The organism is Bradyrhizobium sp. 61 (assembly GCF_023073075.1).
Lineage (GTDB): Bacteria > Pseudomonadota > Alphaproteobacteria > Rhizobiales > Xanthobacteraceae > Bradyrhizobium > Bradyrhizobium barranii.
This window is the reverse complement of record NZ_JADPIU010000064.1, coordinates 18,888-45,280: the sequence shown is the minus strand read 5'-3', so window position 1 is coordinate 45,280 and position 26,393 is coordinate 18,888. Positions and strand designations below refer to the sequence as shown.

Below are 26,393 nucleotides of genomic sequence, written 5' to 3'. Positions count from 1 at the left end.
AGGCCATGGAAGATCTCAGCTTTCATCACCCGGTTCGCGAGCGTGCGGGCGGTATCAGGCAGAGCGCGATCGTAGGCGTGGTCGCCTCGGGCAATCTGGAAGTGCTGGTCGAGCGCGTCCTGCCGGATGCGGAATGCGCGGTCGAGATCAAAACCGCGGCGATGGGCTTCGGCGAAGTCTGGAGCGCCGTCATTGGGGATTTCGTCGAGCGCTATTCGCCCGGCGGGCTGAAATTTTCCATCAATGACGGCGGCGCGCGGCCCGACACGGTCTCGCTTCGGCTGGCGCAGGCGGTGCGATTGATCGCGGGGAGCGAGCAATGACCGCGCCGCTCCCGCACATCGCCCCGGCCGAACGGGCCCGCAGCACGAGCTTCAACGAGGCATCGGCGCGGACGAGGCTTGATCTGCTGCTTGATGCCGGCAGCCTGGTCGAGTTCATCGGGCCGGAACAGCGCGAAGTCAGTCCGCATCTGGAGATATTCGGCCTTCCCGAGCAGTTCGATGACGGCATCGTCGTCGGCCATGGCCGGCTCGGCGGCGCGCCGGTATTCGCCGCCGCGCAGGAAGGACGTTTCATGGGCGGCGCCTTCGGCGAGGTGCACGGCGCCAAACTGCTGGGTCTGCTCCGCGCAGCGCGCGAGATCGGATCGATCCCTGTTCTGGTCCTGCTCGATACCGGCGGCGTCCGGTTGCAGGAGGCCAATGCCGGTGAGCTCGCCATCGCCGAGATCATGCGTGCGGTGATGGAGGCGCGCAGTGCTGGCGTGAAGGTCATCGGCCTGATCGGCGGGCGCTCCGGCTGCTATGGCGGCGGCGGTCTGATCGCAGGCTGTTGCTCCGCGCTCGCCGTGTCGGAGGCGGGACGCATCGCGGTGTCGGGCCCCGAGGTGATCGAGACCAATCGCGGCGTCGAGGAGTTCGACTCCCGTGACCGTGCCCTGGTCTGGCGCACCATGGGCGGCAAGCACCGGCGGCTGCTGGGTGCAGCCGACGTCTTCGCCGATGACACTGTGCAGGATTTTCGCGAGGCCGCACTCGAGCTGATCGGGTTGATTGGCCCCTTCGGCCTCGACCAGCTCAGGGCGGAGCAGGGACGTCTCGCCGACAGGTTGCGCCGCTTCGGCGCTTGCCAGGACGCCGTCGATATCTGGACCGTGGAAGGCGTTGCGCATGCGGAAACGGTTCCGGAATTGCCGGCCGACCAGTTCATTGCGCTCGCCAGCAGGATCGGGAGGAGCAGCCGTGACGCTCGATGACATTCTCGCCTCGCTGTTTCCCGACGGCCATGAGGTCAGGAACGACAATGGCGTCATTGCCGGCGCGGCGACGCTGCGGTCCGGTGGCAGGATACTCGTGATTGGTGTTGCGGATCGGACTGCGCTCGGCGTCGACGAGGCGATCAGACTTTCCGCGCATGTCCTGGAGTCGATCGACCGGGGGAGCGGACCGATCCTGGTGCTCGTCGACAGCGACAGCCAGCGCATGAGCAAGCGTGACGAGCTGCTCGGGCTCAACGAATTCCTCGCACATCTGGCGAAAGTGCTGATCCACGCGGACATGCACGGCCGCCCGACCATCGGTCTTCTCTACGGCCACTCGGCGGCGGGGGCCCTGCTTGCGACGGGCCTTGCGACGCGCGTGCTGGTCGGATTGCCTGGTGCCTCTCCCGCGGTGATGGATCTGCCGTCGATGGCGAAGGTCACCAAATTGTCGATGACCGCTCTTGAGGAGAAAGCCAAATCGACGCCGGTTTTCGCGCCGGGGCTTTCCAATCTCGAGCAGATGGGTGCCGTTCATATGACATGGAGCGACGCCACCTCACTCGCAGACCAGCTTGAGGCGCTGCTCGCCGACATGCCGGCTGCGCGGGATCGAAGAGATGCGCTCGGCAAGGAGCGCGGTGGCCGGCCGAAGGCCGCCGATATCGCGGAGCGCGTTCGTGATCTCGCCCTGCAAACCCGGTGAACCGCCGGCCGGTCGCCACGACCTCGTCTTTGTCAGCCCGCTGGGCTGGCGCGCGATGATCGGGATGCGCGGCGATCTCGCAGCCGACCCGCTGGTTTCGCGTTGGTCCGAAATGGGATGGCCGACGATCAGGCGGCGCGCTCTGCCTAGCGAAGCGACAGGCCTTGCGCTCGGCCTGCCGTTGCCGCCCTCCGCCGGCAAGAAGCGGCTGTCGTTTCTCGCGGATATCGACCACGTCACCTCGGTCGCGAGGCCGCCCGCGCTGCGGCAGGTGCGCGCCTCGGCGCCGCGCAACTGGTGGTCGACGCTCGATCGGCTCGACGGGCTCGCGCTTCGTCATTCGGTGGACGTGCGCGTGTTCGGCAGCCTCGCATGGCAGTCGCTGACCGGGCTCGACTACGTGACCGATCGTTCCGACCTCGATGTCCTGTTCGCGTTCCCCCGCGAAACCGATCTGGATCGTCTCGCCGCCGAATTGGCTGCGATCGAGACCGATGCGCCGATGCGGCTCGATGGCGAATTGATGCGCGCGGATGGCGCAGCGGTGAACTGGCGCGAATTCCATGCCGGCACGGACCAGCTTCTGGTCAAGACCATCGGGTGCGTGGCCCTGCTCGACAGGGATCGATTCATTTCGGGAGCGATGGGATCATGATCACAGCGGCCGCGCGAAGCATCGAACCGCTTGTTTCCAGCCGGGGGCAGATGGCGTCCGGTGTCCGGGCGATCGGCGGCTTCGCTGCCGATTGCCTCGCCATGGAGCTGGAAACCTGGCCCAAGCCGGGGCTCGTGAGTCATGTCGACAATGGCAGTCACGTCGACATGGATGCCGGCACGTTTCGTCGCAGCGCTGCGGCCATCAGGCCTTACCTTCAAAGCCTTGCCGAAGCGGGCGCGCTCGGTTGCGGCATGGGAGTGCTGCGGGTCATCGGCCTGGAGGCCGAACGGGTGATGCTCGAGGCGACCGCGGGCGTCAATACGCATCGCGGCGCGATCTTCGGTCTTGGCCTGTTGTGCGCGGCGGCCGGTGCGAGGGCCGGCGGGCTGGTCGATCCGGCACTTCCGCTCGGCGACGTCGTGGCACGCCTCTGGGGCGCCAGCATACTCGACGGTCCGGTGTTGCTGCACAGCCATGGCAGCGCTGCTCGCCGCCGCTTTCGCGCAGGCGGAGCCCGTATCGAGGCGGCGAGCGGGTTTCCCAGCGTCTACCGGATCGGCTTGCCGGCCCTGCGGAGAACAATGCCTGCCACGCCCGAGGATGCGGAAGCGGCTCGGGTCGAAGCGTGCTTTGCCCTGATTGCGTCCGTGGAAGACACGAATCTGCTGCATCGTGGCGGGCTCGAGGGGCTTCGCTTTGCGCGTCGCGCGGCACGTCGCTTCATCGACGCCGGCGGCGTGCGCGCTCCCGGCTGGCGCGTCAGCGCGCGATGGATCCATGAAAGCTTCGTCGCGCGTCGTCTCAGTCCCGGTGGCTCGGCTGACCTGCTTGCGATGTCGCTCTTCGTCGATGCCCACGACGCGCCGGGGCCATGATGTCCAATGCAATCCTGATGGCGCTGGTGCCGGTGTTCTTCGTCTTGCTGCTTGGATACGCCGCCGGAAGGTTTCATGTCGTCGACAATCTCCATGTCGATGCTCTCAACGCACTCGTGATGGATTTCGCCGTGCCGGCGTCCCTGTTCGCCGCGACCGCCTCGGCGTCGCGCAGCGAGATGATCGAGCAGGTTCCGCTGTTTCTGGTGCTCGGCGTAACGATGTCGTTGCTCTATGCCGCCTGGTATCTTGCCGCGCGCAGGTTGTTCAAGGTGTCGCGGCCCGATGCGTCGATTCAGGCACTCACGGTCGGCTTTCCAAATCTTGCTGGCGTCGGTCTTCCAATCCTGACATCCGTCGCGGGACAGGCGGGCGCCGTTCCGGTCGCCGTCGCATTGGCGACCGGTTCGGTCCTCATCAGCCCGGTGACCCTGATCATGGCGGAAATGGACGCCGCCAGGTCCCGTGGCGAGGAAATGGCGGCGCGGCAGATGCTGACGGCAGTGGGGCGCGCGATCACCAAGCCGGTCGTGCTCGCGCCCGTGTTCGGCATCCTGTTTTCGGTGTCGGATCTGAGCCTCGACGCGCTTGCTCATGCCTGCCTCGCCCTGATCGGGAGTTCGGCCGCCGGCGTCGCGCTGTTCCTGACCGGAGCCATCCTGTCGGCACAGTCGTTCCGCCTGAACTGGAAGATCGCGGCCGCAACCGTGGCCGCGGACGTGGTTCGGCCGCTCGCAGCCGTTGCAATCACTCACGTCTTTCCAATCGCTCCCGACACAGCGAGGACGGCCATTCTCCTCGCCGCGGTGCCTTCCGGCTTTTTCGGCATCCTGTTTGCGGTCAACTACCGGCTGGATTCCGCAGCGGTCGGATCGATGGTCATTTCGAGCACCGGATTCAGCGTCGCGACCATGGCGGTCGCGATCGCCGTGCTCTTTCCGCACTAGGCGGCGATCATGACACTTGCGATCCTGTGCTCGGGACAAGGCGGACAGCATCGGGACATGTTCGCCCTGACGGGCGATGCGCCGGAAGCGACGCACCTGTTTGCACACGCGGCAACGTTGCTGGGCGGCAGGGATCCGCGCGATTTCGTGCGCAGCGAATCTGACGAGGCTCTGCATCGCAACCGGTCCGGCCAGATTCTATGCACGTTGCAGGCACTGGCCGCCGCTGCCGGGCTCGGGGACATCATTCCACATGGCGCCATCATCGCAGGCTATAGCGTCGGTGAGGTGGCGGCATGGGGCGTGGGAGATCTGTTCGAACCGGTCCTCACGCTCGACCTCGCAGTGCGCCGCGCGGAAGCAATGGACGCCGCCACCTGCGCCGGTGACGGGCTGATCTTTGTCCGCGGTCTTTCACATGACGATATTAAGCGCCTTTGCGAGCGCCACGGTGCGGCGATCGCCATCGTCAATCCAGGCGATGCCTTCGTGATCGGCGGTGGCCGGGAGGCATTGAACGGAATTGCCGGAGAGGCGAGGGCGATGCGTGCCACAAGGATCGTCGATCTGCCGGTTCGGGTTGCCTCCCACACCGGACGGCTCGCCGAGGCGTCGGTCGTGTTTCGCGAAGTCTTGCGGTTGGCGCCGGTGGCGTTCCCGTCGGCCGCCGGTGCGCGCATCCTGAGCGGCATCGATGGCGGTTCGGTCGTCTCCGCCGAGGCGGGCCACGACAAGCTCGCCGCGCAGATCTCGCAAACCGTGCAGTGGGGAAATTGCCTGCAAAGCTGTCTCGAAGCGGGTGCCACGGCATTTCTCGAATTTGGACCTGGACATGCACTGAGCCGGATGGTTGCGAGCATCGAGCCCGGCCTTCCGGTGCGGTCGCTGGACGATTTCAGGAGTCTTCAGGGCGTACGTAACTGGCTTGCGCGGCATCTCAGCGACTGAAATGGCAACAGCATCGTTCCGGAATCGGACGGACGGCGCGCTCCGGATCGACGTGCGGCGAGGCAAAAAAAAGGGGCCGTCCTTGTGGGGAGGACGGCCCAATGCTCGCATGCCTGGGAGGAGAAGGCTCGAGCCGTGACTTGGGGTCTCAGTCACTAACACTGCCAGCATCGCCGATCCGGCGTGCAAAGTATTTCACGTCCCCACGCTGTTTCTCATTTCGCATGATTCACGAAGGTCCGCCGGCAGGACATGAGACACCGGCTCGCGTGACGGAACCGGGTCGCATTCAGCGAGCCTGGGTGACGCCAATGCGTTCCGGCTGGTGCACCGCCAACGTGCCGGCGTGTCGCCTGTCAGACGTTTGAAGACGGTCGAGAAATGCGCCTGCGTGCAGAACCCGACGGCCAGCGCCGCCTCGACCAGCGGCGTCTCGGTATTCGACAGGAGAGATTTTGCATGCTCGATGCGCTGTTGCAGGAGATACTCGCGCGGCCGGTATCCAGTCGCGGCGCGAAACTGCGCTGCGAAGTGCATCCGGGACAATCCCGCGACGCCGGCGAGGTCGGACAGGCTGATAGAGTGGTCGAAGCGCGCCCTGACATACTCCTCGACGCGTCGGAGCCGCCATTTCGGCAAGGCGTTGACTTTCGTACGCGGGGGTTCGCGCCGAGCGACGTGCATCACCAGCGTCTGGGCGATGCAGCACGCAAATTCGCGATCGGCCGAATGGCCTTGTTCGGTCAGCGCCTTTGCGAGCTGCTCGGCGAACGGGTCGCGCAACAGAAGGAGATCGTTCAGGCATTCGGGCGCGAGCGGCTCCGTTCCCTGCTGTGGAGATGGAAAGCAATTGGCGGAGATGTGGAAGTGCAGGAAATCGCACGGCGCAAGAAACTGCGCGCGGAGCGGCTTCGACGGCGCGCCGACATAGAGCGTGCCTGCCGGCATGGCGCCGTCGAAAATGGTCTGACTGCCTCTGGTCAGCTTGAGACGTGTGCTCTTCAGGGCGATCGAGAAGAAGTACCGGTCGGGAGGCGTCGTTGCATCCTCGCGCCTGACGGCCGTCTGCGCATAGGTAAAGCGCGAGATCGTGATGTCCTCGCGTGCGACGCCCGCGCGTTGCTCGGGCTGGCGCCATTTTCGTTCGTGGGGGAATGCGCGTGCCCCCTGAGAGAAATCCGGTTCGCGGACGCCGGGTTGATGTGTCAATCGGGCGCCGGCCGCTTGCATATCGGTGAGCATCGTTCGTCCCGTCTTTTGGATTCCGCTGCCGCCGTGACGGCTGCTGAATGCCATTGGTTGACGCTCGAACGATATGTCTGATGCCGCCACAAGGCCCGTTAGCGTTGCTGAAATCGTGTTAGATTTTGCGAAAGCTGCAGGTGCGTCGGAACGTCGCGAAACTCCGAATTAAGCAAGAAAAATCAAAGGCCTGCGCTGTGAGCTCCGATGTTGCGGCGCGATGCAGCTCTCTTCAGGTCGGGCGATCTGACCGGATTCAGGGAAGGCGTGGCGAGGCATCGATGCCGGGGGTGAGTCCGGGCGCGATCTTCTCCGCCGGCGGAATTGCGGGCACCCGCGCGTAGGGAAGCGCCGTCACCTCGGGAGGCTGCTGGGATGGGGATTGGAGGCAGTTGGGGCGCGGCGGATCTCCTGCGCCGAACACATCAAACATTGGGTCCACGAAGGTCGTGCGGAGCCGATGAGGCCAGGTCTGGCGATCGACCGCATTGGGCTGCCGGATCGTCACCGTGGCCGTCATGCCGGAGACCAACGGCACGCCCGGCGGCACCGTGTCGATGGCGACGCGAACCGGTATGCGCTGTGCAAGCCGCACCCAGGTGTAGATCGGGTCGACGTTGGGCAGACCTTGCGTGCCCGCCGCGGCGTTTGACGGGCTGATGCCGCGGGTCACGGTTTTCACGTGTCCCAGGATCGGCTTGGAGTAACCGATGAGCTGTGCCTCGACGCGATCGCCGACGCAGACATGCGCCATCTTGGTTTCCTCGAAATAACCGTCGATCCAGAAGCTGTTGGAATCGATGATGGAGACGTTGGTGACGCCGGTCAGCGCATAGTCGCCGACGCGTAGCAGGAGATTGGTGACATAGCCGTCGACGGGGCTGAGCACATTGGTGCGCTTCAGGTTCAATTCCGCCTGTGCAAGCTGGTGAGCGGCCGCTGCGTAGGCGGCCTTCGCCTGCGAGGCGTTGCCGGCGAAGATCTGCTGCTCCTCTGGCGTCGTCGCGAGGTCGGACAGACGCCGGCGCCGGTCGGACTCGGCCTGCTTCACCTCCAGGTCCGCCGCCCGCTGGTCGACGAGGGCCTTGCCGATGCGGACGGCTACGTCGAAGTCGAAGGGATCGATGACGTAGAGCACGTCACCCTTGTGGACGAACTGGTTGTCGGCCACCCGCAGCTCCACGATTTTGCCCGCGATCTGCGGCGCGACATTGGCGACCTGCACGCGCACGCTGCCATTGCGCGTCCAGGGCGCGGTGACATAGTGCTGCCAGGTTGCAACCGATATCAGGATGGCGACCAGGGCGATGGCAAGAGTGGCGAAATGCTTGCCGACGCCGGCCATGAAACGCCCGGCGGCCTTGCGCAGCGACCGCGTCAATGGCGTCGCCTGCCGGGAAGCTTCGCCATCGTTCGCGGCGCGGTCGCTGGTCGCGCGCGCCGCGGCCTCCGTCGGGCTGGAACACGCGACGGCGTCGGCTGCGTCCGCCCGTGCTTCGGCTGAAGATTCGGGGCGGGGCGGAAAGGCCGCATCTCGAGGCAGAGCCGCGTCCATGACTTTCTCCCTAGCAAAACAGCGCGAGCAGGCCGAAGATCGACACGTAGAGGCAGAGCTCGGCCAGCGACGGGTTGCTGAAGATTCTTGTAAATCCGACGAAGCGCAGCACCGGGCGGAGCAGCAGGAATGCGAGCAGCGCCGTTGCCGCATAGGACACGATCGGGGCGATCAGCACGCCGCCCACGACGAGTTCACGATAAGTATTCGTCACGGATGCGTCCCCTGGCCGGAACCGGCGAAACTCTGCCTTGCTTCGAGGACGATGCTGGCCGGAACGAGCGCGGCGAGCACCGGATCGACGGACAGGTTGCCTTGGGCAGCCGTCTGGCGCAGCGCCTCGGCGGCAGTCAGGATTGCGCCTCCATCCCGTAGAGTGAGCGCGGCTCGCGCGGCGCGTACCGCTCCGCCGAGTGAGGTCTCGGCCAGGCGGTCCAGTTCGGCATGGCACCGTCGCAGCACCACGGCCTCGTCGAAGCAGCGCAGCGCTTCCGCGACGACCCGAGGGGGAGGTGCCGTGGCGCCGTTCGTCGTCAGGATCTGCTCGATCCGGGCGGCATCGCGAAACGCGGCTTCCTCCGGCGCGAGATGCCGGGCTCGCCCGGAATCGAGGCGGCTCAGCTCGCGATGGGCGTCGTCCAGCAGCAGCCGGATCCTCCGTTCGCCGGACAAGGACGGCAGCAGGAGTTGCGCCGCGAAGACCAGAACCGAGGAAAGCTGGGCAAACAGACACGTCACAAGGAATACGTCGGGGTCGTAGCTCTGCGGATTGCTCGGTGCGAGAATGACAAGCGTGAACACGAGGGAGAGCCGGCCGAGCGGCGGCAGGATGCCGCTCGGCAGCGTGATCAGCAGCGCTGCGCCGATCACGAGAGGCGCAAGGCCGATCGCCAGCAGTTGAAACTCGGATACGCCGTTGAAGACGAGGTATTTCAGGATGCCGGCGAGCAGGCATGCGATCGGCATGGCAAAAACCGCCAGTGTCGTGAAGGCGCGCGGATCCGGAGCCGTCGCGCTCAGGCCGATGATGACTGCGGCAAGCGAGAGGCAGAGCGCGGTGGTCGGCCATCCCGCCATCACGAAGATGATTGCAATGAGGATGAAGTGGATCGCGGCCCTGACGCCGGCTGCCGCTGCAATGCGAGGCGAGCGGTAAAGCGGCGCGCGCCACTGCCGGAGTGGATGGTTTCCGGCCCGCAGTGCCTCGAGGCTGTCGCGCACGTCTGCATTCCTGCGGATGATCTGATCGCGCAGATGGGTCCGGCAGATCGCGATCAGGCCGGAGGCGTCGGGGTTTCGGTCGTCCCGGGACGTCGCGGATGCGGCCGGCAGCGCGGCAAGCGTACGGGCGAGCGCGAGCTCGCTCACGAGGCCCACCATCGCGGAGCGTGCGGCTGCGGTTCTGGCCGGGCCGCTGATCGACTCCGTGACGAGGCTCGCGATCTCCGGATGCAGGGCCGCGACATCGCGCAACATGTCCGCAGCAGCGGTCGCGGATGAAGCTTCACCGCGGACGGCGCGTTGCGCGAACTCCGTGACCCCGCGATGCAGTGTTTCGAGGCGGCTCGCCAGAACCGGATGATAGTCCGGCGCGGCGAGCACCTCGTTGACCAGAGCGACCGCGAGGACGCCGATGGCGATGGCGGCGCCCCGGGCGACGCCGGTCGGAAACACCTGCAACGGGCTGTCGATCTGCTGAATGGCAATCAGGGCAACGGTGATGCAGCTGAGAGCCGCCGCATAAGCGCGATTGCCGTCCAGCATCCCGGCGACGTAGACGCAAAGTCCGACCCAGATCCCCAACACTGCGGGCAGAAGCGCGCCGGTTTGGGAAAAGGTGCCGGCGATGGCGATCGATGCGATCACGCCGATGGCGGTTGCGAGCAGCCGATAGCCCGCCTTTTCCATGCCCTGCGCGCGCGTGGGCAGCGCCAGGATTGCCACGGTGACGGCTGCCGACGAGGGGGATTCGAGTTCGAGCCAGAAGCTCACATAGAGTGCGAGGAGCATTGCCAGCAGGACGCGCAGCGCGAACGCCCAGGAACTCACCGGGAAGCCGGCGAAGACCCGCGGGCGGATGTCATCGGCAGCGCTGGTGGCATCCCCTGGCAATTATGCTCCCTCCATGCGCGGCAAAGCGTGCGGCCTGCCGGCGTCGCGAAATCAAAGGGGAGCATGAGCTGTGCCGGCCGGTATTTTCGGTCCATCAACCTGCTTTCGGGAACGCACGCCGGGAAGGCGCAGTTTGCCCGAGCCGGGACCCGACTATTGCGGCGCGTGGCCCGCCAGGGCCTCTTCGAGGCGGCGGATGATCTCGTCGCCGCTGGACGGCTTGCCGAGATAGCAATGCGCGCCAGCCGCCATGACGCGCTGGCGCACGGGTTCGCTGGGGAAAGCGGTCATGAAAATGATCGGGAAATGGCGGCCGGAGGCAACCAGGCGCGCCTGCAATTCATCGCCGGTAATGACCGGCATCTGAACGTCGGCGATCATGCAGGCCGGATCTTCTCCCGCCGGTTCCCGCAGGAAGGCGACGCCGGACTCGTAGGCGTGGGCTTCATAGCCGAGCGAACGCACCAGGCTCGCCAGCGACGCGCGCACGCCTTCGTCGTCGTCCACGATCGCAATCACCGGGGTTTTGGCCATTGGCACACATCCTGACCGCTGTGTTCCGCAGGGAGGATATCTCCCATTGGGCGGCCGATGGGGCCTTATGCACCGTGCGGCAGTCCCGCCGGAATTATACTCAGGTTTGGTCCGTAGTCTTTCGGTTCTGGGAAATCCCGAGCGCTTCGGCCTTGCGAACGAGGTCGGCCAGCGAGCGGACCTCCATCTTGCGCATGACGTTGCCGCGGTGGATCTTGACGGTGATCTCGCTGAGGCCGATCAGGCCTGCCACCTGCTTGTTCATCAAGCCGGCGGTCACATGGCCCATCACCTCGCGCTCGCGCGCCGTCAGGCTCTCATACTGGATGCGGATATCTTCCTTCGTCGCGGCTTCCGCACGGCGCTGCGCATCGCGCTCGAGGGCTGCCGTCACGGCGTCGAGCATGTCCTGATCGCGAAACGGCTTGGACAGGAAATCCACGGCGCCAGCCTTCATGGCGCGCACCGACATTGGAATGTCCCCATGACCGGTCATGAAGATGATCGGATATCTGATGCCCTGGCGGGTCAGTTGCCCCTGGAGATCGAGGCCGCTCACGCCCGGGAGCCGGACGTCCAGCACGATGCAGGCCGGTTTGTCGGGCATGACGCCGCCAAGCAGCTCGGCCGGTGAGCCGAACAGGCGTGTCTCGAGGCCGACGGATCGGAACAGGCTGTCGAGCGAGGCACGAATGCTCGCGTCGTCATCAACGATGATGACGACTGAACTGGAGGATTGGGCCGGCGGTTGCACTTGGTTTGGTCGTGTCATGGCAAGGCGTGTTCTTGGCTAAATGGCAGTGTCAGATGGAATGTCGCGCCCGAGCCCGGAGAGCTCTCCACGGACAATCGGCCGCCGTGAGCTTCCACCGTCGTTCGGCAGATCGCAAGTCCCATGCCCATGCCGCCGCCCTTGGTGGTGAAGAACGGATCAAACAGGCGCGGCAAGTCGTCAGGCTGGATGCCCGGGCCGCTGTCCTCGACCGTGATGGCGAGGTTTTCACCGTCCACGGTTCCGGCGCGCAGCGTGACGGTGCGGGAACCCGGCCGGCCTGACATGGCCTGGCCGGCATTGATCAGAAGATTGACCAGGACCTGCTGAAGCTGGACCCGGTCGCCGCGAACCGGCGGCAGGCCATGCTCCGTCTTGACGATGAGGGTGACGTCGTCCTTGACGAGCTCGCGCGCGACCAGGAGGGTCGCTTCCTCGATGATCTCGTCGATCTGCAGCAGATCCTGCTGGGTAGGGGCCTTCTTCAGGAAAGTCCGGATCCGGGTCACGATCTCGCTGGCGCGGCGGCCCTGGGCAACGACGTGACCGATCGTCGTCGCAACTTCCTTGAGATCGGGCACGTCGCGGCGCAGCCACCGCAAGCCAGCCTCGCCGCTGGTGACGATCGCTGCCAATGGCTGATTCACCTCGTGGGCAATGGACGCGCTGAGCTCGCCGAGGGTGGCAACGCGCGCGGCATGCGCTAGCTCCGCCTGCGCCGCGAGCAGCGCATCTTGTGCCTGCTTGCGCTCGGTGATGTCGATGACGAAGGCGAGCACGTTGCGATCTCCGTCGGGCTCGGCCGGAAAGGTGATCGTAAACAGGACGGGAACCTTGCGTCCGTCGAGGCTCACGAGATCGGTCTCGCCTTCGTGGAACCGCTCCCCTTCCGCGAATGCGACCAGCGCGCCGAGGAAACTGCGGTCGTTCTCGCCCAGAAGCCTGTCCACGTTCGCGATGAAGGCCGCAGAGCCGCTTGCTCCCGCCATCTTCTGGAGGGCCGGATTGACGTCGGAGATTCTGGTGAGCTGGCGGGCATGCCGCACGAATTCAGGATTTCGTGCAAGGTAGTCCCGCAACGTGGCGCCTCCGGTCTCCAGCGAATTCAGCGCGGTCCGCACTGCGCTCCAGTCCTCTTCAACGACGCCGACCCGGCTTGCGTCGAACATCCGGCGGTATCGCTGCTCGCTCTGCACCAGCGCGTTATGTGCCGCGACGCGGTCCGTGACGTCGGTGTGCGTTTCAAGGACTCCAACGGGTTTGCCGAGATGGTCGTGCTGGAGCGCCCATCTTGCATCGACGGTGAGTGCGCCGCCGGCCTTCGTCCGCTGCCCCAGCCTGCCTTCCCATCGGCCGATGTCGAGCAGGCCGGCCTCGATGGCCTCTCGCCGGTCGGGATATTTGGTTCTCAGCAGCGCGTCGGCGAGTTGCCCGATCGCCTCGTCGGCCGACCAGCCGTAGGCCTGTTCCGCGGCCCTGTTCCAGAAACTGATCACGCCGCCGCGATCCCTGACGAAGATCATGTCATGCGAGAGATTGAGCAGGCGCGCCTGCGCCGCGAGGCGCTTCGTCGCCGCCTGATTCTGGAACGCCAGCAAGGTCGTGATTCCGATGGCGGCGAGGCTCACCAGCGCACGAAGGGCAGGCGAGGCGATCGCCTCCAGATCGTGCGATAGCAGATAGGCGGTTATGGTCAGGACGCTGCAGCCGACAGCGGCGGCGATGATGTCGTTACGCCGGTGCGTCCTCGCCGCGAGCAGGATCGCAACGACGTAGAGAACCGCGACCGCGCCCTCGAGCGGCGTCAGCACATCGACCAGGAAAACCGCGAAAGCGAGGACGGCAGACCAGAACCGCAAGCCGGCGCGGCTCATCGATGAACCCGTGGCCCGATCAAGACTGGTCATCGTCGCTGGTGGTCGCTCTGCTCATTTTCGGTCACGTTGATGCCGCGATTTGATCGGGCCGACAACATGCGGCAACATGATTTTCGTGCTCTCTTGAAAGACGTTGCCGCGGTTTGATCCCGCGCGCGTGCCGATGAGGCACATTCCCCGGCAAAAACGGGGTTTTGCGTGAGTTTCCGACCATTGGCGAGCGCGTCAACTTACCGCAGGGCGAGATCAGTTCCGCCATCGCGGCGAACGGGACGCCCGTGCGGCCGGCGACGCCGCGGTCATACCTAGGTATGACGCGATCAACCCGAGAACCTATCCGGTGCACCCGCGCGTAGAATGGAGCGCGGGGACCGCCGAACTACTCTGCTCCCACATTCGGACGAGCCATTGGGTCTCGCCGGATCGAAAATGGGACAAGGAGTTCGACGATGTCGCTACAGATGTCACACCCGCTAGGCGCGAAGGATCATGTCGTCGGCTCGATCGGCGTCTCCGCCATCGATGGTTGCCAGTCCGGGCTTGCGGAACGTCCGGATCGCGCCGGCGAAAAGGCGATGACGCTGTCCCTCGTTCACCTCGATGTTGCCCTGGCCATCGAGACGCCCCCGCCGGGCGTGCGGAGATGCGCCGGCGACGGGCCCAGCTTCAGGGTATCGGCGAAACGCCTCGCGCGTGCCTCGGTCGAGACCGATCGAGAGGCCGGTGCAGGCGAGTTCCCGGACCCGGTGATGCGAAGCCTCTCCGATGCGCTCGCGGCAACCGAAGCGGCCCATCATCCTCACTCCGCCATCCTTGCGGACGCCTTGCGTCTTGCCATCCTGACCCGCAGAGCCAGCCGGCCGACGGCCGTCGCGCGCAACGAGACCGATCAGGCCGACGAGCGGTGCCGGTCTGTGCGGTCGTTGCAAAAATGGCGCCTCAAGCGCGTGCTGCAATATGTCGACGAGAATTTGGCTGGCAAGATCACCTTGCAGCATCTGGCGGCGGTCGCCGGCCTCAGCCGCATGCACTTTGCCGCGCAGTTCCGCGCGGCCGTCGGCATGCGGCCTCACGACTTTCTGCTGAAGCGGCGGATCGAACGCGCCCAGGAACTGCTGAGGCGCGCCGACGTCTCGCTGGTCGACGTTGCCTTGACCGTCGGATTCCAGACTCAGGCGCATTTCACGACGGTATTCAAGCGTTTCGCCGGCGATACGCCTTATCAATGGAGGAGCGCCTACCTTGCGCAATTCCTGCCGCTGCCTCGCGCCGAAGTTGGGCCGTCATGAGCAGTGTTGGCATTGAGGCCCTGATGCTGCCGCTGGCCGGCATTCACCTGGCGATGACGCAGCATGAAGTCACGGGCGTGCTGGAGATCGCCCGTGCTCTCGGTAACTCCTATCGCCTGGCATCTTCAGATCCGGGATCCGGCGCTCTCTATGGCCGGTTCATTTTCGATTTCTGCCGAACCATCGTCACGGTTGTCGCGCGATAGCCTCGAGCCCTTTACAAGCGGGGCAGGTCAAGCGTTAACACTGCGATGGCAAACCGCAGAGCAAGAGTCATGAGAGCCTACAAAGTCGTCGACGCTTTCTCCTCCAAACCCTTCCTGGGAAACCCCGTCGCAGTCGTCCTTGATGCCGAGGGGCTGGCGACGGCCGAAATGCAGGCAATTGCCCGCTGGACGAACCTGTCGGAAACGACATTTCTCTTGCCGCCCACGAGTTCCGAGGCGGACTACCGCCTGCGCATTTTTACCCCCCGCAGCGAACTGCCGTTTGCCGGGCATCCGACGCTCGGCAGCGCCCATGCCGTGTTGGAGGCAGGCCGCGTGATGCCCCGGGGCGGTCGTCTCGTCCAGGAATGCGGTGTCGGGCTGGTGCGGATTGCCGTGGAGGGCGACGGCGCGGAGAGGCGTCTGACACTTGCCTTGCCGCCGGCGAAGGTCACGGCTCTTTCAGCCGCAGACGTCGACGAACTGGAAGCTGTCATCGGGCATCGGATCGTTCGCGAGGTGTCTCCAGCGATTGTGGATGTCGGAGCCATCTGGGTCGTCGCGCAACTTGCCGACGCGGACAGCGTTCTCGCGCTGACGCCGGACTTCCGGCGCTCGGCTGCCTTCGAGAAGCGGCTCGGTGTAACCGGGCTCTCGCTTTTTGGCCGTCATGCCGTTGGCGAGGCGGCTATCGAGGTGCGTTCTTTTGCACCATCATGCGGCGTCGAGGAGGACCCGGTATGCGGCAGTGGAAACGGCGCCATCGCCGTGTTCCATCGCGACCGCGGTCTCCTCAAGGCCGGGACGAGTTACACGGCGGCGCAGGGGCGCTGCGTCGGGCGCGACGGCCGCATCGCCTTGGCGATCGAGGCGGACGGCGAGATCAGCGTTGGCGGCGCTTGCGTTACGTGCGTGGATGGCCGGATTGCCGGTTAAGCCATAGGTCGCTGGTCGATCATGCCGCGCTTCGGCTGCGGTATGCATATTGAGTCAGACCCGCTAACGCACTGCGATCGCAACGGCAGACAAGGCTGCCGGAAGGGACCAGGCCCAGTCTCCCAGCACTGAAACAGCCGTCGCGGCGGCGACACAGCCGAAGATGAAGCCGAGCAAGCGATGGAGCGAGCGACCCAGCGGCGTTGAATCATGCGGCAGCAGAGGGGTGCGTGGCGCGAGCAGGTCCATCGCCGACAAGACGGCATTGGCCAGATTGCCGGTCATCACCGCCGTCGAGATCGCGCCCGGCAGAGCGAGGCGAAGGAGCGCGTACTGGCAGGCCATGGCCGACACGGCGATCATCGCGGCCGCGCCGGCCCGGGATCCAGCCGCATCGGCAGATGGCCTTGTGATGACGCTGAAGATCAACAGCGCGGCCAGCACGAGGAACTGGACCCGAAGCAACAGTCGCGCCAGGCTCGAACCGTGCCGGCCGGAAGCTTGGGCGATCAGCCAGACGGTCGCCAGGGTCAGCATGAAAACGGGAATCGCCAACAATTGTGCCCAATGAAACGGGCCGCCATCGACGGCAACGACGGCGGCCAGCACGATGTTGCCGGTCACGTGAGCCGTGAAGATATGACCCAGCGTGAAGAAGCCGGTGAAGTCGACCATTCCGGCGATGATGCTGAGCAGCGGTGGCAGCCGCGCCTCCAGGCGCGACAGCTCCGCTGCGTCATCCGCCGAGTCCGCGGACCTTTGCAGCACGAGGAGGTCTCTGGCGAGCAGGGACATCTTTGGCTACTCCGATCCTGTCCGTTTGCATGGGCCGCTCGCTGACCGCCGGCTACTGTGCCGTCCATCCGCCATCGACCGCGATCGCGGTGCCCGTGATCTGGTCCGCCGCGGGCGAACACAGGAACGCCACGGTGCCTCCAAGCTGCTCCGGAGAGACGAACTCGGACGACGGTTGTTTCTCGCCCAGGAGTGCCTTGGCGGCGTCCTTTTGACTGATGTTTTTCTCTGCTGCGATGTCGCTGATCTGCTTTTCGACCAAGGGCGTCCGCACCCAGCCGGGACAGACTGCGTTGCAGGTCACGCCGCTGCCGGCGGTCTCCAGGCCAACCACCTTGGTCAGGCCGATCAACCCGTGCTTGGCGGCGACGTAGGCCGCCTTGTGCGTCGAAGCGACGAGGCCGTGGGTTGAGGCGATGTTGACGATCCGGCCCCAGCGCTGCTCCTTCATCTGGGGCACCGCCGCCGCGATGCCGTGAAACGCGGCCGACAGATTGATGTCCAGGATCGCATGCCACTTGGCCGACGGAAATTCTTCCACCGGCGCGGTGAACTGGATGCCGGCATTGTTCACGAGGATGTCGAGGCGTCCGAACGTCTCGATTGTCGCGGCGATCAATCGGCGCACGGCATCGCCCTTCGACATATCAGCGCCATCGTAGACCACGCGCACGCCGCGCTCGCGCTCGATCCCGCTGCGGATGGCTTCGATCTCGCCGGGGTCGCCGAATCCGTTCAACACGAGGTTGACGCGGAGCCTGGCCAACTCTCTGGCGATTCCGAGCCCGATACCGCTGGTCGATCCGGTGACGATAGCGACCTTATCCTTCAACATGGGAGTTCCTTTCGACGTCAGGTGGGGTGGGGGACTAGTGGGTGCCGCCGGCCTCGATCTGGCCGGGCTTCTTCAGCATCATGGAGGCGGCGAGTGCGACGATCAGCGCGACACCGAGCAGGTAGAACATGTCGCCGAAAGCCAGGATGAAGGCCTGCTTCTGCACGATCTTGCCAATCGCGACATAGGCGCGGTGGGCGGCGTCGATGCGATCGGTCACGCCGTGGCTCATGAAATACTGCGTCAGCTTCTCGAGTCTGGCTTGCGTGGCCTGCTCCAGCAGCGAGACCGACTGCGTCAGCACGTTGGAGTGATATTGCTCGCGCTTGGTGAGCAGCGTCTGCAGCAGCGCGAGGCCGACGGCGCCGCCGAGGTTACGCATCATGTTGAACAGGCCCGAGGCCGAACCCGCGTTCTCCGCCTCGATGCCCGATGTCGCGACAGCCGACAGCGGGGCGAACACCAGTGCCTGACCGAAGGCGCGGACGACGTTCGGCCAGAAGAGCTGGTCGGTGGCGTAGTCGTTGGTCATCGAGATGTTCATGAAGTTGGAGGCTGCGAATAGCGCAAAGCCGACACCGATGATGAGTCGCGCGTCGAAGCGCCGTAACAACTGCGGCACCAGCGGGATCAGCAACAGCTGCGGCAGCCCGGTCCATGCCAGCACCATGCCGATCTGCTCGGCGTTGTAGCCCTGGATGCGCGATAGATAGACCGGCAGGATGAAGACCGAGCCGTAGAGCGCGATGCCGAGCAGGAAATTTGCGAGGATACCGAAGCCGAAATTGCGACGCGCCAGGAGGCGGAGGTTCAGCAGCGGCTTCCTTGCCGCCAGCTCGATCCACAGGAAGGCCGACAGCGCGATCGCCGCGACGATCGACAGCTTGACGATGAACGGCGAGCCGAACCAGTCGTCCTTGTTGCCTTCCTCGAGCACGGTCTGCAGCGCGGCGAGGCCGATCGCCATGGTGGCGATCCCGGCCCAATCGCCCTCGCGCAGCAGCGACAGCTTCATCGGCTGCGGCTCGAGCGAGACGAACAGCAAGCCGATCATGACCGCGCCCGGCACCAGGTTGACGTAGAAGATGTACTGCCAGCCCCAATTCTCGGTGAGATAGCCGCCGATGGTCGGCCCGATCGCGGGCGCAAAGGTCGCGGAGATCGCAAACAGCGCCAGCCCGATCGGCTGCTTCGCCTTTGGCAGCAGCGTGATGATGAGCGTGAACGCCATCGGGATCAGCACGCCACCGGTAAAGCCCTGAACGGCGCGCAACACGATCATCTGCGACAGGTTTTGCGCCAGCGCGCAGGCCGCCGAGAACACCAGGAACAACGTCGCATTGGTCAGGAGATAGATGCGGATCGAGAACGCCTGCGCCAGCCAGCCGGACAGCGGAATCACCACAATCTCGGCAATCAGGTAGGAGGTCGAGATCCAGCCGCCATCATCGATACCGGCCCCGATCGCGCCCTGGATGTCAGCCAGCGAAGCGTTGACGATCTGGATGTTGAGCACCGCCATGAAGGCGCCGAGCGTGGCCCCGGCGATGGCGATCCAGGTCTTGGCGGAGACCGCCGCGGCCGGTGTGGTGACGGACCGCTCGCCTTCTCCGGCGGGCACGGCATCGATGGCCGGTTGCAGTGTGGTCATGGTTGTCTGCTCGTCGCTTGCGAGAGAAGCATTGCCTGAACGGACTGTCCGGGAGGAGACAACCGCCAGGGACGCGTGTTCATTCAACTGCGAGGCTCGGGGCGGCGCGATGCGAGGCGCTTCTTGCTTTCGCGTTCGGCGATCGCCGCCGATTTGGTGTTGATGGTCGGCTCGGCCGACATGCCGGGACGGAGCAGGCCGGTCAGGCTGCGGTCGTCGAGGACGATTTTCACCGGCATGCGCTGTACGATCTTGGTGAAGTTGCCGGTCGCGTTGTCGGGCGGCAGCAGCGCAAACTCCAGGCCGCTTGCCGGGGACAGGCTGTCGACATGGCCGTGCAGTCTGGTGCCGCGGAAGCTGTCGATGGTCAGCTCGACGGGCTGGCCGCCGCGCACATGGGTGAGCTGGGTTTCCTTGAAATTGGCGACGATGTACACGGCATCGAGCGGGACGACGGCCATCAGCTGCGTACCGGCCTGGACGAACTGCCCGACCCGGAGTGAACGCGCACCGACGGTGCCGTCGACCGGCGCGATGATGCCGGTGTAGGACAGGTTCAATGCCGCCTGCTGCTCGACCGCACGGGCGCGGTCGCGCTGCGCGACTGCCCTGGCGCGTTCGGTGGAGAGCACGTCGACCTTGCGCTCGGCCGCGAGCAGGCCCGACTTGGCGTGCTGCAATTGCGCGGCGGCGGCGCGCAACGCCGCATCGGTCTGCTGCGCGCGCTGCACCGTGCCGGAGCCCGTCTTCATCAGCCCGTCGTATCGGACCTGCTCTTCCTGCGCGAATTTCAGATTGGCCGTGGCGGCAGCGACATCGGCCGTGCCTTGCTCGATGATCGGCTGCTGCAGGGCAAGCTGTGCATCGAGATTGCGGACAGCGGCGTCGGATGCGGCGACGTCGGCGCCGGCCTGATCGAGCGCGGCGCGGAAATCGCGATCGTCGATCTTTGCCAGCAACTGGCCGGCCTTCACCGTTTCGTTGTCGCCGACCAGGACCTGCGCGATATAGCCCGACACTTTCGGTGAGATGATCGTGGAATCCGCCTTCACATAGGCGTCGTCCGTGGTCTCCAGATAGCGGCCGATGGTGAGATAGTGGTGGCCGAACTCGGCTGCGGCGACGACGCCCAGAGCCAGTGCCAAGGCGAGGGCGGCCCGCTTGATCGCCTGCCCGGATGGCCGAAGGTTGGTTTTGGCGTCCTGCTCGGGAGCATAGGAAATGGAAGACATGGTATTCTCCGAAACGAGGTGGGCGGTGAGATTCAGTCCCGGCGATGGACGTCGTGGGTGACGATGCCGAGCTCGGGAGCCGGCGGGTCCAGGCGTCGTGGATCGGCCAGCGTGCGGCGGATATCGTCCAGTCCGCTCTGCCAGTGAGCGCGCATCGCGCTCAGCCCGAACTCGTAATCCCTCGAATGGCCCTCGTGGATCTTGGTCTGATAGATCAGGTGCACGATGTTGTAGCAGCGATGGCGCGCCATCTCCGCAATGGCGCGGATCTCGGGATCGTGCCTGGTGGCGTCCGGCAATTTCGCGATCGTGCGCTGCAAGGCCTGACGCATCTTCTGCATCCGCAGCACCTGGTCGGTCACGGCGCGTGTGCGGCTCGAATACTGGATGTCCTTCTGCCGGCTCGACACTTCCATCATGTCGTGGGGAACGTGGCCCTTGGCCGACCAGAGATCGATCTGGAACGTCAGCGTGTCACACGGATCGCCGGACAGCACGCGAGATAAAGGCGTGTTCGAAACCACGCCGCCATCCCAATAGTGCTCGCCTTCGATCTCGACGGCGGGGAAACCCGGCGGCAGCGCACCCGATGCCATGAAATGCTTCGGTCCCAGCCGGCGCTCGGCGGTGTCGAAATAGGTCAGGTTACCGGTGCGGACGTTGACCGCGCCGACGCTGACGCGCACGTCGCCCGAGTTCAGCCGGTCGAAGTCGACGAGCTTTTCCAGCGTCCGGTGTAGGGGTGCCGTATCGTAAAAGCTGGTCGCGGCGTCGCCCGAGAACGGTGACCAGAGCGGGGAGGGGAAGCGTGGCTTGAAGAAGCCCGGCTGGCCCTGGATCAAGGCCCGCGCCGCCGCCATCGCGTTGCGTACCGAGTTGATGTCGAACGCAAAGGGCAGGGCGTTGGCGAGCCCTTCGCCGGCGGGCCACTCGATCGAAAACGCACAGATGGTTTCCCAGAACTCGCGCAACCGTGCAACACGCTCACCTTCGGGTGAGCCGGCGATGATCGCGGCGTTGAGCGCGCCGATCGAGATGCCGGCCAGCCAGTTCGGCCGGATGCCGGCCTCGTGCAGGCCTTCATAGACTCCGGCCTGATAAGCGCCGAGTGCGCCGCCGCCTTGCAACACCAGGGCGACGACATCGTAGGGCAGCGAATTGCTCCGCTGCGGCACAGGATTGGTTTGCTCGCGCATCACGTTCAGCATTTTGAGGACTCCCGATGGTACGGATGATGTCGATCAGCCGGCATTCGCGTCGACCAGCGTCTCGGAGGATCCGCGCCGCCGCACAATTTCGCTCGAGGCCAGATAGTCGTGGACCACGGTGCCGAGCCCCAGTGTCAGGTCGGCAACGATATGCTTGGCCGAAAGCACCTGGAGCACCGGCAGCTCGGCGACGGGGGCAAGGGCGTGCGAGTACAGGTCGAGCGCTGCCGGCCCAGTCCAGGCGCCCTTCACGGTGATGTCTTCGAGATGGAAGCGCACCAGCTCGCAGATGCGCGGCGTGCCGTCGACATGCGGAATGATCTTGAGCAGGAAATTCGGTGCCGCGAGCTTTTTTGCTTCGGCCGCGGCGTCCAGGGCCCGGTGCTTGTAGCCCATCGTGCCGGTCGCGATGCGGACCGAGCCGTAGTTCAAGGTGCCGACCAGGGTGTCGGTCTCGACCTCAAGCTTCGGCTGCGCCAGCTTCTTGGGAAAGCCCCAGAGCTCGCGCCCGCCCGCAATTGGCGGATGATCGTTGAGGAACATCTGGTGGACGAAGCTGCCGGCCTTGCCCTGATAGGACACCGGAATGACCTGCCCACTTTCGGTGTAGTCGCCGAATCCGGTCGAGTCCGGCATTCGGATGAACTCATAGTTCACCACCGGTTCGGTGATTTCGAGTGGTGCCGGCACGATCCGGCGCAGTGCCTCGGGATCTGTCCGGTACTGGATGATGAAGTATTCGCGATTGATGAAGCGATAGGGGCCGGGCGGGAAAGCCGGGCTGGTCAGCGGCATGGCGAACGCGCTCGCGCGCACGGTCTCGTGTTTCATCATGGTCGGCTCCGGTTGGTATGGGGTGATCGGGCCGGGCCCACGCACGATCGGCGCGGCCCGGTTTCGCGCGAGGCAGCTAGACCTCGCCGACGTGCTCCGGATCGGCCGAGGCCAGCGCGGCCGCGCGTTCCGCTCGGGGCGGATAGATCCAGACAGTATTGATCTGCTGCTTGGTCCGCTTCGCCTCGTCGCCGACGAGCTCGAGCTTCCGATCCCAGCCTCGCGTGAAGATCGCGCCGGCTTCTCCCAGATCGAGGCATGTGGCGTAGGCCTTCTGGTGATAAGGCCTGGTCGCGACACCCAAAAGTTCGGCAGCGGCATTGTTGCCGGCAAACGCGCCCATTCGCGTGGCATGCTGGCACGACATCAGCGCGTGGTTGCCGACGTCGTCACACGCTGCTTTGGCGGCATCGCCGGTGGCAAAGACGCCGGCCACGCCCGGCACTCGCAAGTCGCGGTCGACAAGGAGGCGGCCCAGATTGTCGCGCTCGGCCGGGATCTGCGCGGTCAAAGGAGCGGCGCGCATGCCCGCGGCCCAGATCACGGTCTCCGCCTCGATGTGTTCGCCGCTGGAAAGCGTGACGCCAGACTTGTCGAGCGACGCGACACCGGTGCCGAGGCGGGTCTCCACGCCAAGCTTGCGCAGCGCATCCTCAATGACGGGGCGGGAATCTGCGCCCATATCGTGAGCGATCGTGCTGTTGCGATCGACGATGACGACACGCGCCTTGGCGTTCTTGCCGAGGACCGCACGCAGCCGCGCCGGCATCTCCGTCGCCGTCTCGATACCGGTGAACCCGCCGCCGGCCACGACGACCGTATCGCGTCCGTTCCTTGCCGGCCGATCGGCCAGATCATGGAGATGCCGCTCCAGCGCAATCGCATCGTCGAGCTTGTCGACGCTGAAAGCGTGCTCGGCGATGCCGGGGATGTTCGGTCGGAAAAGCCGGCTGCCGGTGGCAACGACCAGCCGATCGTAGGAGAGAGTCTGCTTCGTGCCTTCGGCCGTGACGAGCTCGATCGCACGAGACATGGTATCGATGGTCCCGGCGCTGCCTTGCACGTAGACGACGTCGATGGCCTTCAATACGTCTTGCAGAGGTGCCGTCAGGGTTTCCGGCGTGCTTTCGTAGAGGCGGGGCCGGACCACGAGCGTCGGCTCCGGTGCAACCAGCGCGATCTCGAGTTGTTCGGGCGAAGCGCCCTGAATGTCCCGCAGGCGCGCGGCGGAAAGTGCGGCGTACATGCCGGCAAAGCCGGCGCCGATAATGACGAGTCGCATTTGATGATCTCCTGTGGATTGAGCTTTTCGGGCATGGGCGCGTCATCGCCGCCGCCACTCTCGTGGCGGATCGTCGAGACCGATGACGCGAAGACGTGAAGTGAGATCGCGAATTCTCAGGGAGAGGGGCAGCCTGGCATCGAAGCCATCGGCGGCGGCCGGCGGTGACGAATTGGCTCAATGGCGTTCGGACGCCAGTCGGCGTACGGAAGCTGGCCGCCATCCCTGTCGATGATGGACATCACCGGACTCGCGTCGTGTACGGACTGCGCCGGTATTTCCACTTCCTCGCCGGTTGCCGAGGTGAAGCGAACGGCCAGTGAAAGTCCGTACATGATGGCGCTTGCGGCCATCCTTCGTCGCGGCACGAGTTTGACCGGACTAACGAAGTTCTTCCAGGTCATTGTTCGTCTCCGTCTATTGGATCGAGGGCACCCTGATCATTTAGCGGAGCGGACCTGCGGTTGCGCCAGAGCGATTGCTCTGCCTGCAGAGTGATTGCTGCTTAGCGCGTGCGACGTCGCCAATCGCTCGGCGTTTCCCCCGTCAATCGCCTGAACGCGGCGGCAAAGGCGGTTTGAGAGGCATAGCCAAGCTCAGCCGCCACCGTGGCGATCGGGATTTCGGTGTCGCGCAGCGTGTTCATGGCCTGCTCGAGCCGGTGCTGGCGCAGCCAGCTATGCGGCGAAAGACCGGTGCTTTCCTTGAAAGCACGACAGAAGTGGAAGCGAGACAGGCCGGCGTCCGAGGCGAGCGCCGCAAGAGAGACGTCGGAATCGCTGTCCGAACGCAAGCGTTCGATCGCGCGTCGCAGAGCTTGGGGAGCCAGCCCGCCTATGATCGGCTCGATGGCGGTCGGCTCGCCGATGTGCGCGGCCAGGATGCGCGTGGCGATGATATCGGTCAGTCGCTGCCTGAAGAGTGCATCCAGAACCGCGTTGCCCTCCAACACATCCGCCCCGCTCATCAGCAGTCCGGATGTGACAGGGTCGAGATGCCCGGTTCGCTCCAGAAGATCACCGGGAATGGGCGCGTCGGCTTCGCGGGCGACGCGTTCGAGCGTTGCGTGCGGAAGATACAGCTGGACGACATCGACAGGACCGGGAATATCCCATCTGGCGCTCGAACCAGCCGGGATGATCGTCACGACTCCGGAACGGGCCGTTCCAATCGCAACCGATTTTCCGGCGCGTCGCTCCAGGCGCTGAACGCCTGTGGGGTACGTCATGATGACGTGGTCGGTCATGGGCTCGACGACGTCGTGAAGAGCGCCGTGCTTCCAATGCGCGATGCCGCCATTGGAGGGGTCCGAAGCCATCTGGAGCGGTGCGGTCTTCAGGATGCGCGCCATCTCCACATCGGCAGGCCGCCGCTCGACGTTCGGCGAGTCGCCTTGGCGCGCACCGGGTGCGGCAAGCAGAGCCCCCAAAGGATCGTGCAGGATTGGCTTGTCCATGGAGCTAGTCTCGCGTTCGGAAGGCACTTCGGGACCGGCGGAGCGATTGCTGCTAACGCACGCGTCGTCGCCAATCGCTTGGTGTTTCGCCGTTCAATCGCTTGAACGCCGCGGCGAAGGCCGTTTGCGAGGCATAACCAAACTCTGCCGCAACCAGGGCGATCGATGCGTCGGTATCGCGAAGCAGGTTCATGGCTTGCTCGAGCCGGTATTGGCGCAGCCAGGCGTGAGGCGAGAGCCCGGTGCTTTCCTTGAATGCGCGGCAGAAGTGGAAACGCGACAGGCCGGCATCGGAGGCGAGGGCATCGAGGGAGACGTCGGTATCGCTGTCCGAGCGCAAGCGTTCGATGGCACGGGCCAGGACCTTGGGCGAAAGCCCACCGATGGTCGGCTGGAATGGGGCTTGCGAGCCGGTATGGGCAACCAGGAGACGCATCGCCAAGAGGTCGATCAACTGATGCCTGAACAGCGTGTCCAGGGCCGCATTGCTCTCCAGCGTGTTGACCGCGCTCAGGATCAATCGGGACGTAATGGGATCAGGATGCGCCGTTCGCTCCAGGAGTTCGCTCGATGTGCCGCTCGCGGCTTCGTCGGCGACGCGTTTCAGCGTTGCGTGGGGGAGATAGAGCTGAACGACGTCGACGGGCTTCGGAATATCCCATCGGGAGCTCGATCCTTCGGGAATGATGATCACAGCCCCGCGACGAAACGTTCCAATCGCAACGGACCGTCCTGACCGCCGCTCCATGTGCTGCACCGCGCCGTTGTAGGCCATGATGACGTGGTGGCTCATGGGCCCGACGACGTCGTGCAAGGGTTCGTGTTTCCAGTGGGCGATCCCGGCACCGGAGGAGTCCAATGCCACGCGAAATGGTTCGGTGTGGAGCACACGCGCCATCTCGGCATCAGCGGCACGCCGCCCGGTCGTCGACGATCGGCCTTGGCTTGGCTCGGATGCGGCCGGAGGATTTTCACGCGCAGAATTGTGCGAGATCGGTTTGCTCATTGGACGTGCTCGTCTCAGGGGCCTTGCACTCGCGGCTGAGCGCGATTTGCGCGCCCGGCGTGAAGCCATCGCTTCTTTTGCGCCCGTACGGGTGCCGCAGCGCGCCGCGAGCGCTCGGTGTGGTTTTCTAGGCACGTGGGACTACGGGGTCTTTCCTGAAACCGCGGTGCTTGTCC

General features: G+C 65.1%; 27 protein-coding genes. 10 read left to right on the top strand and 17 right to left on the bottom strand.

All coding sequences use genetic code 11. The features are described from left to right. Positions 1–5: 5 nt before the first annotated feature. From mdcC to IVB46_RS22095, 7 genes are read left to right on the top strand one after another with little or no spacing between them, the layout of a single operon-like run. On the top strand, positions 6–323 hold the full coding sequence (gene mdcC, locus IVB46_RS22125) for a malonate decarboxylase acyl carrier protein (RefSeq protein WP_063984275.1): 318 nt from the start codon (positions 6–8) through the stop codon (positions 321–323). Then, positions 320–1,258 carry a biotin-independent malonate decarboxylase subunit beta gene (locus IVB46_RS22120; RefSeq protein ID WP_247309006.1) on the top strand — a complete coding sequence of 313 codons (939 nt, stop codon included), beginning with the start codon at positions 320–322 and terminating at the stop codon, positions 1,256–1,258. Before mdcC ends, IVB46_RS22120 begins: the two co-directional genes overlap by 4 nt. Further along, positions 1,245–1,967, top strand: a complete 723-nt coding sequence (mdcE, locus tag IVB46_RS22115; RefSeq protein ID WP_063984273.1) for a biotin-independent malonate decarboxylase subunit gamma — start codon at positions 1,245–1,247, stop codon at positions 1,965–1,967. Before IVB46_RS22120 ends, mdcE begins: the two co-directional genes overlap by 14 nt. Continuing rightward, a complete protein-coding gene (gene mdcG, locus IVB46_RS22110; protein ID WP_247309008.1) occupies positions 1,942–2,622 on the top strand; it encodes a malonate decarboxylase holo-[acyl-carrier-protein] synthase in 681 nt (226 codons plus the stop codon). Before mdcE ends, mdcG begins: the two co-directional genes overlap by 26 nt. Beyond that, positions 2,619–3,500 carry a triphosphoribosyl-dephospho-CoA synthase MdcB gene (gene mdcB, locus IVB46_RS22105; RefSeq protein ID WP_247309011.1) on the top strand — a complete coding sequence of 294 codons (882 nt, stop codon included), beginning with the start codon at positions 2,619–2,621 and terminating at the stop codon, positions 3,498–3,500. The genes mdcG and mdcB overlap by 4 nt, the downstream gene beginning before the upstream one ends. Next, positions 3,497–4,447: an AEC family transporter gene (locus IVB46_RS22100; protein WP_247309013.1), complete on the top strand. Its 951-nt coding sequence runs from the start codon at positions 3,497–3,499 to the stop codon at positions 4,445–4,447. Before mdcB ends, IVB46_RS22100 begins: the two co-directional genes overlap by 4 nt. 9 nt (positions 4,448–4,456) lie before the next feature. After that, positions 4,457–5,395 carry a malonate decarboxylase subunit epsilon gene (locus IVB46_RS22095; RefSeq protein ID WP_247309015.1) on the top strand — a complete coding sequence of 313 codons (939 nt, stop codon included), beginning with the start codon at positions 4,457–4,459 and terminating at the stop codon, positions 5,393–5,395. Between the two features lie 195 nt (positions 5,396–5,590). Here the strand turns inward: IVB46_RS22095 and IVB46_RS22090 are convergent, their stop codons facing one another. The 7 genes from IVB46_RS22090 to IVB46_RS22060 all read right to left on the bottom strand — a co-directional run bounded on the left by IVB46_RS22090 (position 5,591) and on the right by IVB46_RS22060 (position 13,484). After that, the gene (locus IVB46_RS22090) at positions 5,591–6,637 is read right to left on the bottom strand and encodes an AraC family transcriptional regulator (protein ID WP_247309018.1); all 1,047 of its coding nucleotides are present in this window, start codon (positions 6,635–6,637) and stop codon (positions 5,591–5,593) included. 256 nt (positions 6,638–6,893) lie between these two features. Continuing rightward, entirely contained in the window at positions 6,894–8,192 is a 1,299-nt protein-coding gene (locus IVB46_RS22085) for an HlyD family secretion protein (protein ID WP_166351923.1), read from the bottom strand. Between the two features lie 10 nt (positions 8,193–8,202). Continuing rightward, positions 8,203–8,406, bottom strand: a complete 204-nt coding sequence (locus IVB46_RS22080) for a DUF1656 domain-containing protein (protein ID WP_028155834.1) — start codon at positions 8,404–8,406, stop codon at positions 8,203–8,205. Further along, on the bottom strand, positions 8,403–10,304 hold the full coding sequence (locus IVB46_RS22075) for an FUSC family protein (RefSeq protein WP_247309020.1): 1,902 nt from the start codon (positions 10,302–10,304) through the stop codon (positions 8,403–8,405). Before IVB46_RS22075 ends, IVB46_RS22080 begins: the two co-directional genes overlap by 4 nt. A 153-nt stretch (positions 10,305–10,457) precedes the next feature. Then, a complete protein-coding gene (locus IVB46_RS22070; protein ID WP_038955794.1) occupies positions 10,458–10,838 on the bottom strand; it encodes a response regulator in 381 nt (126 codons plus the stop codon). Positions 10,839–10,938: 100 nt separating this feature from the next. Next, complete coding sequence (locus IVB46_RS22065; protein ID WP_038944749.1) at positions 10,939–11,610, bottom strand: response regulator transcription factor; 672 nt, start codon at positions 11,608–11,610, stop codon at positions 10,939–10,941. Further along, positions 11,607–13,484 carry a PAS domain-containing sensor histidine kinase gene (locus tag IVB46_RS22060; RefSeq protein WP_247309022.1) on the bottom strand — a complete coding sequence of 626 codons (1,878 nt, stop codon included), beginning with the start codon at positions 13,482–13,484 and terminating at the stop codon, positions 11,607–11,609. The genes IVB46_RS22065 and IVB46_RS22060 overlap by 4 nt, the downstream gene beginning before the upstream one ends. A 452-nt stretch (positions 13,485–13,936) precedes the next feature. On the opposite strand from IVB46_RS22060, the gene IVB46_RS22055 reads away from it, so the two are divergent. The 3 genes from IVB46_RS22055 to IVB46_RS22045 all read left to right on the top strand — a co-directional run bounded on the left by IVB46_RS22055 (position 13,937) and on the right by IVB46_RS22045 (position 15,918). Then, entirely contained in the window at positions 13,937–14,776 is an 840-nt protein-coding gene (locus IVB46_RS22055) for an AraC family transcriptional regulator (protein WP_231144518.1), read from the top strand. Beyond that, complete coding sequence (locus tag IVB46_RS22050; protein ID WP_071915298.1) at positions 14,773–14,982, top strand: hypothetical protein; 210 nt, start codon at positions 14,773–14,775, stop codon at positions 14,980–14,982. Before IVB46_RS22055 ends, IVB46_RS22050 begins: the two co-directional genes overlap by 4 nt. 69 nt (positions 14,983–15,051) lie before the next feature. Next, entirely contained in the window at positions 15,052–15,918 is an 867-nt protein-coding gene (locus IVB46_RS22045; RefSeq protein WP_247309024.1) for a PhzF family phenazine biosynthesis protein, read from the top strand. 63 nt (positions 15,919–15,981) lie between these two features. On the opposite strand, the gene IVB46_RS22040 is transcribed toward IVB46_RS22045, so the two are convergent. The 10 genes from IVB46_RS22040 to IVB46_RS21995 form a co-directional block, all read right to left on the bottom strand. After that, positions 15,982–16,713, bottom strand: a complete 732-nt coding sequence (locus tag IVB46_RS22040; RefSeq protein ID WP_247309025.1) for a DUF1275 family protein — start codon at positions 16,711–16,713, stop codon at positions 15,982–15,984. 52 nt (positions 16,714–16,765) lie between these two features. Beyond that, a complete protein-coding gene (locus tag IVB46_RS22035; protein ID WP_247309026.1) occupies positions 16,766–17,548 on the bottom strand; it encodes a 3-hydroxybutyrate dehydrogenase in 783 nt (260 codons plus the stop codon). 34 nt (positions 17,549–17,582) lie between these two features. After that, positions 17,583–19,199: an MDR family MFS transporter gene (locus IVB46_RS22030; RefSeq protein WP_247343473.1), complete on the bottom strand. Its 1,617-nt coding sequence runs from the start codon at positions 19,197–19,199 to the stop codon at positions 17,583–17,585. 83 nt (positions 19,200–19,282) lie between these two features. Then, positions 19,283–20,431, bottom strand: a complete 1,149-nt coding sequence (locus IVB46_RS22025) for an HlyD family secretion protein (RefSeq protein ID WP_247309033.1) — start codon at positions 20,429–20,431, stop codon at positions 19,283–19,285. A gap of 32 nt (positions 20,432–20,463) precedes the next feature. After that, entirely contained in the window at positions 20,464–21,639 is a 1,176-nt protein-coding gene (locus IVB46_RS22020; RefSeq protein ID WP_247309034.1) for a patatin-like phospholipase family protein, read from the bottom strand. A 33-nt stretch (positions 21,640–21,672) separates the two neighbouring features. Continuing rightward, entirely contained in the window at positions 21,673–22,470 is a 798-nt protein-coding gene (locus tag IVB46_RS22015; RefSeq protein WP_166353821.1) for an acetoacetate decarboxylase, read from the bottom strand. A 79-nt stretch (positions 22,471–22,549) separates the two neighbouring features. After that, the gene (locus IVB46_RS22010) at positions 22,550–23,755 is read right to left on the bottom strand and encodes an NAD(P)/FAD-dependent oxidoreductase (protein ID WP_247309037.1); all 1,206 of its coding nucleotides are present in this window, start codon (positions 23,753–23,755) and stop codon (positions 22,550–22,552) included. Between the two features lie 116 nt (positions 23,756–23,871). Next, entirely contained in the window at positions 23,872–24,159 is a 288-nt protein-coding gene (locus IVB46_RS22005) for a hypothetical protein (RefSeq protein WP_247343470.1), read from the bottom strand. Positions 24,160–24,260: 101 nt separating this feature from the next. Further along, the gene (locus tag IVB46_RS22000; protein ID WP_247309041.1) at positions 24,261–25,211 is read right to left on the bottom strand and encodes an AraC family transcriptional regulator; all 951 of its coding nucleotides are present in this window, start codon (positions 25,209–25,211) and stop codon (positions 24,261–24,263) included. Between the two features lie 52 nt (positions 25,212–25,263). Beyond that, positions 25,264–26,217: an AraC family transcriptional regulator gene (locus tag IVB46_RS21995; RefSeq protein WP_247309043.1), complete on the bottom strand. Its 954-nt coding sequence runs from the start codon at positions 26,215–26,217 to the stop codon at positions 25,264–25,266. Positions 26,218–26,393 lie beyond the last annotated feature (176 nt).